This window comes from Sedimenticola sp. (assembly GCF_050289425.1).
GTDB lineage: Bacteria > Pseudomonadota > Gammaproteobacteria > Chromatiales > Chromatiaceae > Sedimenticola.
In genome coordinates this window covers 116,124-128,687 of the sequence record NZ_JBNKFS010000003.1, presented here as the reverse complement: position 1 = coordinate 128,687, position 12,564 = coordinate 116,124, and the positions used below count along the sequence as shown (strand labels likewise).

11 protein-coding genes are annotated in these 12,564 nt (G+C 59.3%); 5 read left to right on the top strand and 6 right to left on the bottom strand.

From position 1 onward, the window contains the following. Window positions 1-171: 171 nt before the first annotated feature. The gene (locus tag ACQY5R_RS02925; RefSeq protein WP_428604265.1) at window positions 172-2,478 is read right to left on the bottom strand and encodes a molybdopterin-containing oxidoreductase family protein; all 2,307 of its coding nucleotides are present in this window, start codon (window positions 2,476-2,478) and stop codon (window positions 172-174) included. A gap of 181 nt (window positions 2,479-2,659) precedes the next feature. Between ACQY5R_RS02925 and ACQY5R_RS02920 the strand changes: the two genes are divergently transcribed. Beyond that, complete coding sequence (locus ACQY5R_RS02920) at window positions 2,660-4,498, top strand: SLC13 family permease (protein ID WP_428604263.1); 1,839 nt, start codon at window positions 2,660-2,662, stop codon at window positions 4,496-4,498. A gap of 78 nt (window positions 4,499-4,576) precedes the next feature. After that, window positions 4,577-5,071: a TIGR00645 family protein gene (locus ACQY5R_RS02915; RefSeq protein WP_428604260.1), complete on the top strand. Its 495-nt coding sequence runs from the start codon at window positions 4,577-4,579 to the stop codon at window positions 5,069-5,071. A gap of 63 nt (window positions 5,072-5,134) precedes the next feature. Here ACQY5R_RS02915 and ACQY5R_RS02910 read toward each other — a convergent pair whose 3' ends face one another. Further along, the gene (locus ACQY5R_RS02910; RefSeq protein WP_428604257.1) at window positions 5,135-6,022 is read right to left on the bottom strand and encodes an AEC family transporter; all 888 of its coding nucleotides are present in this window, start codon (window positions 6,020-6,022) and stop codon (window positions 5,135-5,137) included. Beyond that, window positions 6,019-6,861 (bottom strand): hypothetical protein, encoded by an 843-nt coding sequence (locus ACQY5R_RS02905; RefSeq protein ID WP_428604254.1) that lies wholly within the window; start codon window positions 6,859-6,861, stop codon window positions 6,019-6,021. Before ACQY5R_RS02905 ends, ACQY5R_RS02910 begins: the two co-directional genes overlap by 4 nt. A 520-nt stretch (window positions 6,862-7,381) precedes the next feature. On the opposite strand from ACQY5R_RS02905, the gene ACQY5R_RS02900 reads away from it, so the two are divergent. After that, entirely contained in the window at window positions 7,382-7,579 is a 198-nt protein-coding gene (locus ACQY5R_RS02900) for a zinc-finger domain-containing protein (protein WP_428604252.1), read from the top strand. Between the two features lie 22 nt (window positions 7,580-7,601). Here ACQY5R_RS02900 and ACQY5R_RS02895 read toward each other — a convergent pair whose 3' ends face one another. Together ACQY5R_RS02895 and ACQY5R_RS02890 are read right to left on the bottom strand one after the other, a co-directional pair. Continuing rightward, window positions 7,602-8,078, bottom strand: coding sequence for a DUF4124 domain-containing protein (locus tag ACQY5R_RS02895; protein ID WP_428604249.1), 477 nt, complete (start codon window positions 8,076-8,078; stop codon window positions 7,602-7,604). 3 nt (window positions 8,079-8,081) lie between these two features. After that, window positions 8,082-8,777: an aspartate/glutamate racemase family protein gene (locus tag ACQY5R_RS02890; RefSeq protein WP_428604247.1), complete on the bottom strand. Its 696-nt coding sequence runs from the start codon at window positions 8,775-8,777 to the stop codon at window positions 8,082-8,084. A 165-nt stretch (window positions 8,778-8,942) separates the two neighbouring features. On the opposite strand from ACQY5R_RS02890, the gene ACQY5R_RS02885 reads away from it, so the two are divergent. Both ACQY5R_RS02885 and ACQY5R_RS02880 read left to right on the top strand, forming a co-directional pair. Beyond that, window positions 8,943-9,749, top strand: a complete 807-nt coding sequence (locus ACQY5R_RS02885) for a CbbQ/NirQ/NorQ/GpvN family protein (RefSeq protein WP_428604245.1) — start codon at window positions 8,943-8,945, stop codon at window positions 9,747-9,749. Between the two features lie 39 nt (window positions 9,750-9,788). Further along, entirely contained in the window at window positions 9,789-12,044 is a 2,256-nt protein-coding gene (locus tag ACQY5R_RS02880) for a nitric oxide reductase activation protein NorD (RefSeq protein WP_428604243.1), read from the top strand. A gap of 109 nt (window positions 12,045-12,153) precedes the next feature. Here the strand turns inward: ACQY5R_RS02880 and ACQY5R_RS02875 are convergent, their stop codons facing one another. Then, window positions 12,154-12,399, bottom strand: coding sequence for a hypothetical protein (locus ACQY5R_RS02875; RefSeq protein WP_428604241.1), 246 nt, complete (start codon window positions 12,397-12,399; stop codon window positions 12,154-12,156). Between the last annotated feature and the right edge of the window lie 165 nt (window positions 12,400-12,564).

Below are 12,564 nucleotides of genomic sequence, written 5' to 3'. Positions count from 1 at the left end.
GACAAACGGCCACAGCTTAGATGAAGCGCTGTGCGAAGAAAAATACAATTTCCTGATCATTTGACTAAAAGAAGCTTATCCATGTATTAGCCGTTTTTATTGGAACAGCCGTTCAGCCACATCAGTTGAGGGAGTGGATCGCCTGACTGGCGCAATCTGGAACAGTCCTCTTTAGCGGATTTCACCCGTCAAACGCTGAATACGGCACTGGCTTTTCCGCAAGCTATTAGAGCCGCTCAGCGGATCGATCGCTGCCGCATCGATCAAACCGTTGTAGTGCCGCCCTGTTCCTTCGTCATCCGGCTGCCACCAACCGTACTGGGCGCAGACCACATCAAGTGCCAGCGACCGATTGAACTTGGCGCGTGCCCGAATCGCCCCCTGGCGGGTATGAATCATGACCCAGTCGCCTTCCGCAATCTGTTGCGTACGGGCGGTGTCGGGGTGCAGTTCGACCAGCGGGTCGGGCATGCGTTTGCGCAGTGATGGCACTTGGCGCTGTTGGCTGTGACAGTATTGCACCCACTTGGCCGAGGTCAGTTGCAGTGGAAAATCGGCATCCGGAACCGAGGCCGGCATAAATCCGGGTAGGGGATCGTATCCCGCGGCCTGCAGGGACGCGGAAAAGAGTTCCAACCGCCCGCAGGAGGTGGCGAATCCCTGCTGCCGGTATTTGTGGAAGACGGTTTTGAGTTCCAAGTCGATACCGCTGGGCTGTGATTCCAGTGCATCCAGCGCCACGCCGGAAGGCTCCAGCAACTGTTGCAACGCTTGCCGCTGATCTCCATCGAAGAAGTGCGCCCCAAGTCCTAACCGATCAGCCAACTGGAAGACAATCCAGCTATCGCTGCGCGATTCCCCTCTTGGCGCTATCACGGCCGGACGTAACTGCAGACGCGACTCCGCTTGCTGCGATACCTGGAATCCGGGGTAGAGTCCGCTCCGCTCCCAGGGGGAAGCCACCGGTAAAACAATATCGGCGTAGGCGGCCGTGGGGTTCATAAACAGATCGGCATGGACATAAAAATCCAACTGTTTCAGCGCCGCTTCGGTGTGCACCGTAGGCGGCTTGGTCAACTGCGGATTACCCCCGAAACTGACCAATGCCTTGACCGGATAGGGCTCCCGCTCAACCACCGCACGGTACAGATCGGTGGAGGTAATCCACCCCATTCGGCCCGGGCCCAGCGGCCGTTCACGAAAACCCAGGCTCTTTTGCCGCTGCGCCGGGTCCAGCAGATCCAGTCCGAAAAAATTGGCCAGCGCCGGCTTGGTAAAAAACACATTGCCGCCGGGTGCATCCAGGTCGCCGGTGAGCGCGTAGAGCAAGGAGATGGCACGGGATGTCTGGCTCGCATCGGGCTGCTGCGCGGTGCCGGTCCAGGTAAAGTAACTGACCGGGCCGTTCTCATGCAGCAACCGGGCAACCTGGTATACCTGTTCGGCATCGATCCCGGTCAACGCCTCCTGCACTCCCGGCGCATATTCCCGGCACCGCTCCGCATAGCGCTGGAACACCGGCACACAGGTCACCTCTCCCTGAAGTGTGTTAACCGGATAACGGCCAAACAGAGCCGGCGAATCGGATCGCCCTGCCGCCTGGGCATCGGCCACCGCCAACGGACAAGCCGCCACCGGATCCCATACCAGATACTGCCGATCGGAACCGTCGGCTTTGATATCGGCCATGGTCAGCAGTTGACCGGTCTCCTCGCGCAGCAGAAAGGGGGCATTACTCCAATGACGGATAAACGCCTGGTCAAACCACCCTTTCTCGATCAAGACATGGGCCAACGACATGGCCAGAGGACCGTCGGCGCCTGGCTTTACCCGCAGCCACTGGTCGGCCATTGAGGCCAGCCCCGCCTGGCGGCAATCGATTACGACCAGCTTGGCGCCGCGCCGCTTCGCTTTGTTTACCAGATGGGCCTGGGCCAGCCAGGAGGTGGTGGGGTTGAAGCCCCATAGCAGGATACAGCCGGTCTGTTCATAGTCGGGCATGCCGATGCCGCCCCCCCAGGTTTGCATCGGCGTGAAATCCTTGTGCCAGTTACAGTTTTCAGTGGCAAACACGGTATTGGGCGAGCCGTAGGCGTGGGCCAATCGATTGATCCACTGGAAGCTGTCGGCAATCCCGGTGCCACTGGGCGTGGTGACCGAGAACGCTACGCTCTCGGGTCCATCACTGGCCGCCAACTGTTGCAGCCGCACAGCGACGGTTTCGAGCGCCTCGTCCCAACTGATGGGCTGCCAACCGGGATCGGCCGCTCCCTTTTCACGGGTGCGTTTAAGCGGCGTCAGCAACCGGTCGGCGCTGTTCACCCACTCTGGCGCCGTGCGTCCCTTGATACAGAGGTGTGCACCGGTGGGGTGGGAGGGATCCGGCTCGACAGCGACCAATTCGCCATCACGCACCGTCGAGATGCAACCACAGCGCGATATGCAGAGCGCGCAATAACCGGAAATCCGCTGTTCCATCGCACATCACCCTCAGCGACTACCGGCGCAACAAAACCGGCACCCTGTACTATATAAAAATATTCCGCAGGCATCTAAGGCTTTCTTGCTATAAGCAGTGAGCACGAATGCCGTTATACTGTTAGCTGTATGCCAGCCGCATCGGCGCCTTTTTATCGACAACACCACAACTCCAGACCCTATGCTGCCACCGCTGCCTGACGTACACGCCCTCGCCGTTCTGTTGCTGATCGTTATTGCTCTCTACCTGTTCACCCGCGACACCTTGCCGCTGGAAACATCGTCGCTATTGATTCTGGTCACCCTGATCGTCGGCTTTGAAGCCTTCCCTTACAGCCGCGACGGCGTCACCCTGCAGCCGGTGGATTTCTTCAGGGGCTTCGGCAACGAGGCACTGGTGGCAATCTGTGCCCTGATGATTGTCGGTAAGGGGCTGGAAACCACCGGCGCTCTCCGCCCCCTGGCGGCCCTGCTGTCGAAGCTCTGGGCCACCCGGCCACTGCTGTCGCTGCTTGCCACTCTGCTGTCGGCAGCCGTTCTCAGCGCCTTCCTGAATAACACCCCTATTGTGGTGATGCTGCTGCCGATACTGATCGGCGTCTCCATCCGCAGCAAGCAATCCGCCTCCGGCATATTGATGCCGATGGGATTGGCCACGCTGCTCGGTGGCATGTCCACCACCATCGGTACCTCCACCAATCTGCTGGTGGTGGGGATCGCGGCCGATCTCGGTATGCATAACTTCGGCATGTTCGATTTCGCCTTGCCGGTGCTGGTCGCCGGCAGCTTCGGATTGGTTTATCTGTGGTTGCTGGCCCCGCACCTGCTGCCGCCGCGCCAAGCGCTGCTCTCCGACACTTCACCGAGGATCTTCGACGCCCTGCTCTATATCAACCAGGACAGCTTCGCCAATGGCAAAACCCTGGCCGAAATCCTGGAGAAGACCGACCGGCGGATGAAGGTGGACAAAATCCAACGCGGCGTCGGCCTCAACGTCACCCGTCTGCCGACCGCCGAGCTGCGTGAAGGGGACCGGCTGCTGGTACGCGACACACCGGAACTGTTGAAAGAGTACGAGCAACTGCTAGGCGCCACGCTGTATAACGCCACGGATATCGAAAACCCCATCGATGAAACCCACCCGCTCTCTTCCGAAGGCCAACTGCTGGCCGAAGTGGTGGTGACGGAAGGGTCGCCTCTGTATCGGCGTACCCTTAAAGAATTGCGCTTCGCCGAGTACAACAATGTGGTGATCCTGGCGATCCATCGCTCGCAGGCACCGGGAGATCAAACTATCAAGAGCGGCATGGGCGACGTCCGCCTGGAGAGTGGCGATGTGCTGTTGATGCAGGGGGCGGCCGAGCGTATCAAAGAGCTGAAGAGCAGCGGCAAACTGCTGGTGCTGGATGCCTCGGTCTATCTGCCGGAGACCAAACGGGCACGCCTGGCACTGCTAATCATGGCCACCGTGGTCACCTTCGCCGCCACCGGCATACTGCAGATCGCCACCAGCGCCCTGTGCGGCGTCGGCCTGATGCTGTTGACCCGCTGCCTGGACTGGGAAGACGCCGCCTCCGCGCTCAGCACCCGGGTGATATTGATCGTTGTAGTGAGCTTGGCGCTCGGCCTGGCCTTGATGCAGACCGGTGGCGCGGACTATATCGCCAGCCTCTATGTCGCCGTCTCCACCGGATTGCCGACCAGCGCCGCACTCGGCGGATTGATGCTCATGATCGCCATCCTGACCAACGTAGTCTCGAACAACGCGGCGGCGGTCATCGGCACCCCGATCGCCATCAGTATCGCCAACAAACTGGGATTGCCGACGGAACCCTTCGTCCTGGCCGTGCTGTTCGGCGCCAACATGAGTTACGCCACACCCATGGGTTATCAAACCAATCTACTCATCTTCAGCGCCGGCGGATACAAATTCAGCGACTTCCTGCGGGTCGGTATACCCCTGACCCTGATCATGTGGCTGGGATTGTTGAGTATGCTAATCATGCGGTACCACCTTTAAAAAAACACCCGCCACCCCCACTGTGGGTTAGGTCTCACAATCACTTCTATTCACCTAAATTATTCGGAAGGATTTTCCATGATTGAAAAAAGCCTTGAGCGGGCTATGTATGCGATGCGCTGGGTGCTGGCACCTATCTATTTGGGACTGAGCCTGGCCCTGGCCGCCCTCGGCATCAAATTCTTCCAGGAAGTATTCCACCTGATCCCGCAGTTATTCTCAGTCACTGAAACCGATATGGTTCTGGTGGTGCTATCCCTGATTGATATGGCGCTGGTGGGCGGTCTGATCGTGATGGTGATGTTTTCCGGTTACGAAAACTTTGTGTCACAACTGGACGTCTCGGAAAACACCGAGAAGCTCTCCTGGCTCGGCAAACTGGATACCAGCAGTCTAAAAAACAAGGTAGCCGCATCCATTGTGGCGATCTCGTCCATCCACCTGCTGAAGGTCTTTATGAACGCGGTCAACATCGACGACAACAAACTTCTTTGGTACGTAGTCCTGCACCTGACCTTTGTTGCCTCGGCGGTGGCTATGGGGCTATTGGATAACAAGACCAAGCACCACTGAGTTCAGCGCACCGTCTAAGCGGACGCCTTCGATAACCGGAGGCGTCCGCCTTTTCGAGTGCGGTTAACCGGAGAAACTCGCCAGTCCGAGAGAGAGCCCTAGCGGCACAAACAGCACGCTCAACAGATGCCCCACCACCACAATCGCCGCCACCTGTTCCGGGTCGCGTCGGTAGGTCTCCGCCAACAGATGGTTCACCACCGCCGGGGGCAGTACGGCGAACAGCAGTAAAAGCGGATGGTACTCCGCAGACAGGGGTATCCAAGGGATCAGCAGGCCCGCCACCACCAGACCGGAGAGAGGACAGATCAGAGCGCCGGCAAAGCCGACCCGCAGATCGCTACGCCGCACCGCGGTCATACGTACCCCCAAGGCAAACAGCATCAACGGCAGGGCTACATTACCCATCATTTTCGCCGGCACCATCACCACCTCGGGCATCGGCAGCGCCAACATCCCGCACCCCATGCCGAGGAAGGTAGCCAGCACCACCGGCGACAGCAGAATCTGACGCCACGGCACGTTCCGGCCGATCAGATAAGCCCCCAGGGTAAAGAACAGCAGATTGGTCGTCACGAACAGCAGCATCGCATTGGAAAACGCCGCTTCGCCAAACGCCAACAGCGCCAGCGGCAAGCCCAGGGTGCCGCTGTTGCTGAACATCATCGGCGGGCAAAAGGTCTTGGCATCCACCACCAGCCAACGCGCAATCGGCAACGCCAGCAGTCCCGATCCGACAACGATGACTACCGTCGCCAGGATCAGCCAACCATCCAATTGAGCGTCAAACCGTCGGGTAGCCAGCGCCGAGAAGACCAGGGCCGGCAGGAAGATCGCCATATTCACCCGATTGATAGCGTCGACGTCGGTACCGACCTTGTGCGCATAGAGGTAGCCCACCATCACCACAACCAGTACCGGCAGCACGGTTAACAGGACTTGACCGATCATGACCGCCCCCCTGCCGTAGCAAACAGCGGCTGAGACAGACGCTCACCAAACTGGATCAACGCCACCACATCCTGCACTGTCATCCCCACACACCAACCCGCCTGGCGGGCGTGCTGGTTCAGATAGGAGAGCCTGCCGCTTTCCCAGAGTGACGCCGCATCGCCAATTCGGGCGGTGCGGTGATCCACCGCCGCGGCCGGGATAGCAAAACGATCCAGCACCGGCAGGCGACTGATCCCTTCGGCCTCCCCCTGGCAACCCGCATCATGGAAAAACGCGGCACGGGCCGCAGTGCCCAAGGCAGTCCAGGGCTCTGCGGCATGCATCGCCGCATGAGAACCGACAACCAGAATCGCCCCTGCATCCTCTTGCCGGACCAGGCAGACCGAGTCACAGCCGATGACCGCCGGCCGGGCATCAGCTGCACCGAGTCGCAGTCGTCGTTCTACAAAAGGCGGCAGCTCTCCGTCGGGCGCCTTGGCCCGGCAAAGCTTCTCCGCCGCCAGGCGACAAGGATCACCCGGCCGTACCCCGGAGGCGACAGCGTGACGGTTCGCATAGGAGATCACCCCCTGGTCCAGGGCTTGCTCGCCCTGTCCTATGGCGGCCGATCGGCGACTCACCGTGGCTGCGGCCATGCCGATGGACGCCAACAGATCGAGAGAGGCGATACCGGCACGGTCCAATCCCACACCGGCATCATTCAATATCACCGCGTGCACACCGGCTTGCGCGGCCAAGGCACCGGCGATGAGACCGCCGTGGGAGCCCGCCACCAGTACATTTCCACGATGCCGGGAATCGAGAACGGTGACACTATTGCTGGTTAAAACTTTCATGGTCATTTCCTCATGGAGAAAATGCCGCTGCGATTCAGGCACCGCGGGAGACAGGCCACCCTCCGGTCATCTCGGATGTGATGTTTTTACTGCTGACAAACGCCTGGAAAACAGACCTGCTGCCGTCTCTACGCTGGCGAAAGGGGTGTGGGTGCCAGCGATCAATGCCGCTCCTTCTGATCGCAGACAGCGGGAAAAGCCCACGGCATCCGTGATAGTGGGGCAAACGGGTAAATAGCGGGAGTAGTGTGCCGAGTTTACGGGAGAGTCACCGTGTCAAAAGTCACGTAATGCGATTTTATTTCATGATATGCATCAACTAAATTCCCTTTTAAGACCGAGCCAACACCTGTTAACAGGGTGGATAGAGAGGCATTCACCCAAGGTAAACCGAAGCCACCATGAAATCCGGACCTTCATGTCAGGCCGCTTTTTGCGGTAGAATCCCGCGGTTATCGGGATGTCGGTGCACGCTGCCGCCATCGACCTTGTCAGCACTTCAGCGACTCACGGAGATACAATGACACAGCAGGAACCGCAAATTGATGCGCTCTCGACACCCGTTGTCAAAGTGACAAAAAAGGAGTTGCCACTCTGCTGCCCCCGGGCGGGTGATACAACCACCGGCCTGCATCCGCGCGTGTTCATCCCGCTGAAACAGATAGGTGACGAGGCCAGTTGCCGCTACTGCCGCACCCTCTATCGCGTGGTGGAGTAAGTCCGGATAGCGGATAAACGGGCTACTGCTCGTATAGCTTGTTGAAGCGAGCCTCGGAAAACCCGCTCATGCGCGCGCTGCCGACCAGGATCAGCGGCACCCCGTGGCCACCCAACTTGTCATACGCCTTTTTGGCGGACGCTGACTTTTCGATGTCGTACTCTTTGAAAGCGATGCCTTTGGCGCGAAAATAGCGCCGGGCCTGTTTGCAATAGCTGCACCAATCGGTGCTGTAAAGGACCACCCGCTTTCTCTTGGCCGGCTTGGTCAAGGAAGAGGCCGCTGGCTCCGGATCGACACCGTGGTAACTGTTGATCTTCAACTCAACGGATTCCGCCCGTTTGTTGTCCGGTTTGGCATCGGAAAAATGGACTTTACCTTCGGCGTCCACCCATTTGTAAATCTCCGCGGCGGACGGTTGGATAAACAGCAGCCACCCGACTCCCAGCCAAAGAAGAATCCGCCACCGTCGACCTGTCACTAAACGGCTCGTCGTCATCGCTCAGTCACCGATCGCAAACTCCACCGCACGGGCGGCATGGATCGCCGTGGTGTCATAGAGTGGCACCGGCGTGTGCGCCTGCTGAACCAACAGGGCAATCTCGGTACAACCGAGGATCACCGCCTCGGCACCGGCACGCTGCAGCTCTTGGATAATCTGCAGATAGCATTCACGGGAAGCGGCTTTAATCTGGCCCTGGCAAAGTTCATCGTAGATGATCCGGTGCACCTGCTCCCGCTCCGCGCTTTCAGGCACCAGCACCTCGATCCCATAACGCGCCTGCAGTCGGTCACGGTAGAACGGCTGCTCCATGGTAAAGCGGGTGCCCAGCAGACCGACGCGACCGACACCGTCGGCCACCAGTTGCCGGGCGGTGGCATCGGCAATATGCAGCAACGGGATTGAAACGGCCTGTTCGATCCGCTCAGCCACCTTGTGCATGGTGTTGGTACAGAGAATCAGGCACTCCGCACCCGCTCGCTCCACAGCCGCAGCGGCCTGCGCCAGTATTTGTCCTGCCGTCTCCCAGTCGCCGCTTTGCTGTAACGACTCAATGACCTGGAAGTCGACGCTGTAGAGCACGACCTTGGCCGAGTGCAGCCCACCCAATGCTCCCTTCACACCCTGATTGAGTGCCTGGTAATAGCTGACCGTCGACTCCCAACTCATCCCGCCTAACATCCCTATCGTTCTCATTATTCGCCACCTTGATTTAACCCCGTTATTCATCATTAAAAATAATAGGTTTAACAAAATACATAAGTTTTATTATATGAATCTGATCAGCAAAAACTATTTTTACTCTGCACCAATACCTACTACCCTGCCAGGTAATCTTGGACATCGCGTGATGGGGTCATCATGACAGAAAACAGCCAGCAGTACCGTATTCAACAAGAGCCATATTACCAACCACAGGCCGATGAAGTGGCCCTTTACCAAGCCGCCTATCAGGCACGCATGCCGGTGATGATCAAGGGACCGACCGGTTGTGGCAAGTCGCGTTTTATCGAGCACATGGCGTGGCGGCTGGAACGACCGTTGATCACCGTGGCCTGTAATGAAGATATGACCGCTTCCGATCTGGTGGGCCGCTACCTGCTGGATGCGGATGGAACCCGTTGGCTGGATGGTCCCCTCACCGTGGCGGCACGCATCGGCGCCATCTGCTATCTGGATGAGGTGGTCGAGGCGCGCCAGGACACCACCGTGGTCATCCACCCGCTGACCGATCACCGTCGCACCCTGCCCCTGGACAAGAAGGGGGAAGTGGTCGCCGCCCACCCCGATTTTCAACTGGTCATCTCTTACAACCCCGGTTATCAGAGCCTGATGAAGGACCTCAAACAGTCCACCAAGCAGCGCTTTGCCGCCCTCGACTTTGACTACGCCGCCGAAGCGGTGGAAAGCCAGATCATCTGCCAGGAGACCGGTATCGACAGCGCCACCGCCGCCAAGCTGGTGAAGATCGGTCACACCGCACGCAACCTGAAGGGGCATGGACTGGACGAGGGGATCTCCACCCGCCTGCTGGTGTACGGTGCCGAACTGATCAAGCAGGGTATCGAACCGACCGCCGCCTGCCGCATGGCCCTGGTGCGCCCGATCACCGACGATGCCGATATCCGGGCCACCCTGGATCACGCCATCGACACCCTGTTTGCCTGATCCTGTCCGTGATCGGAACCGTCCATCCGGAGGCGCATCGTGAGTATTGAGGAGTCCGCCCTCCAAGCCTATCGGGAGCAGCTCACCTGCAATTTCCAGCAGCTCGACCTGTTGTTTGCCGACTGCATGGAGGAGGCCGCCGCCAGTCTCAGCGAGGCGGGGATCAAGACCTACCTGGAGGGCGCCTCACTGGTCTGCATGATCGGCCGCGGTTTTGAACCGGTGCTGGTCTACCTGGAAGAGATGCCGCAAGTCGCCGCCCGTCTGGGCGAATCGGTGCTCAGCTTGGTCTCCCAGAGCGTCTGGAAGCTCTCCCGTACCCCGAATGGCGCCATCATCCTGCCGTTTCTGCAGACATTGCCGGAGGCGGCACGGCGCCTGGGCAGCGAAGAGCAGCTGATCCGCTACATCGATCTGCTGCTGGATATGCTGGAGCGTACCAGCGGCTCCATTCACGGCCGCCAGGCCACCATTCCCAGCCCCGGCGCCAAGGCGTATCTGGAACAGATGCCCTACCTGCTCAACCAGCTATCGCTGGAGGGGATACGCAACTGGACCGACTACGGCATCCGCAACTACGCCAACCACCCCGAACGGCAGATCGACTTTTTCAGCCTGCAGTCCGCCGACAGCCGCGCCATGCTGCAACGGGAACGCCACGGCACCCTGTTTGCCGATTACGAGCGCCAGCTCGATCTCTACCTGCGCGCCCTGTGGCAGGATCAGGACCACCTGGTCCCCTACTCCACCGCCTTCGATGGGCTGCGCAAACCAATCCCCTATTACGACTCGCTCGGCATCCGCCTGCCCGATGTATTCGACGACACGGAAAACGGTGTCAGCGGCATCGACCGTTACCGGGCGGTGTTGGCCCACATCGCCGCACACCGGCGCTGGAGCCACTTTATCTTTGCCGACAACTTCAGTCCGTTCCAGCGCATCGCCATCGAACTGCTGGAGGATTCCCGGGTGGAGTACCTGGCCATGCAGCAGTATCCCGGCCTGCGCCGGCTGTGGCTGGCCCTGCATCCGGTACCGATCGAGGGGGAATGCGATCCCGAGAAGGAGTCCTGCATCCGCCACCGGCTGGCGATGCTCTCCTACGCCATCCTCAATCCACAACACGGCTACCGTAACCCGGATATTCTTAAAGCGGTCGAGCAGTTTTGCGACCTGATGCGGACCGGTGACACCAGCACCCAGGGTATCGTACCGCTGGCCATTGGCTTTATCGCCCGCACCCGGATCCAGAACGACCAGGCACCCAATGTCTATTTCACCAACACCGTGGTGGAGTACCGGGACGACAACCGTCATCTGTGGAAGTTTATCGAGGAGGGGGACGAGGAGGAGCAGTTCGAGGTCGAGCGCAAGAAGATCGAGCAGGAGCCGCTCAACGCCCTGCCGCCGCGCCACTACCCCGAGTGGGACTACCAAACCCAGACCTATCGCCCCGATTGGGTCAGCCTCTACGAATCGCTGCACCCGCCAGGCGATGCCAAGCTGATCGACGACCTGCTGACCAAGCACAGCGCCCTGGCCAAACAGCTGGAGCGAATGCTCGATCTGTTGAAACCACAGCAGTATGTGCGGGTGCGCTATCAGGAGGAGGGCAGCGAGCTGGATCTGGACGTGGCGATCCGCTCCCTGGTCGATTTCAAGGGCGGCGCCACCCCGGACACACGCATCAACATGAGTCACCGCCATGACGGCCGCGATATCGCGGTGATGCTGTTGCTGGATCTCTCCCAGTCCCTGCACCAGGTACCTCAGGGGTGCGAGCAGAGTATTCTGCAACTCAGCCAGGAGGCGGTGGCTCTGCTGGCCTGGGCGATCGACCGGCTCGGCGACACCTTTGCCATTGCCGGCTTCTCCTCCAACACCCGGCATGAGGTGCGTTACCAGCACATCAAAGGTTATAGCGAGAACTGGAACGACGAGGTGAAGGCGCGACTGGCGGCCATGGAGGCCGGCTACTCCACCCGCATGGGGGCGGCCATGCGCCATGCCGGCCACTACCTGGAGAAGCGCACCGCGGAGAAAAAACTGCTGTTGATCCTGACCGACGGAGAACCGTCAGATATCGACGTGCAGGACGAGCGGCTGCTGATCGAGGACGCCCGCAAGGCCGTGCAGGAACTGGACCGGGAGAACATCTATACCTACTGCATCAACCTCGACCCCAAGGCCGATGACTATGTCAGCGATATCTTCGCAAACCAGTACAGCGTCATCGACCGAGTGGAAAAACTGCCGGCCAAACTGCCGGAGCTGTTCCTCTCCCTGACCCGATAAACCGATACCCCATAACGACCCAACCCCGGCGGGAGCTACCCGTCGGGGTTGGATCAATCGCCTGCGGACCACCGGAGGGAATACTGCCCGGGGATCTGGAGGGGATTGTTCAGTTAGCCGGTGCCTTGGTGGTGACCACCTCGAATTTGGCGAATTCAGCTGGATCCAGCTGGCCGTCCTTGTTCACATCCAACTGCTCCCACTGCTCGCTCAGACCCGGAATGGCCTTGGCCTCTTCCTGGCTCAGGGTACCGTTGTTGTCGGTATCCAGTACGACATCAACCTTGTTTTCAGCGGCAATCACGGCAGCAGCGGCCATTGAAGCAAACAGCACAGTTATCAGTTTCTTGGTCATTGGGAACTCCATTAAGTTGCTCATTAAGATATCGCTGACGATCGAATCTTGCCAGCTGACCGGACTAGAGCAAGGAGGGTGCCAAATAAAATATTATTTTAAATTTCAATAATTTACTCTTCTTCCTGACAACGAAACTAGTGCTTTTCCCTCATACCTGTCGCT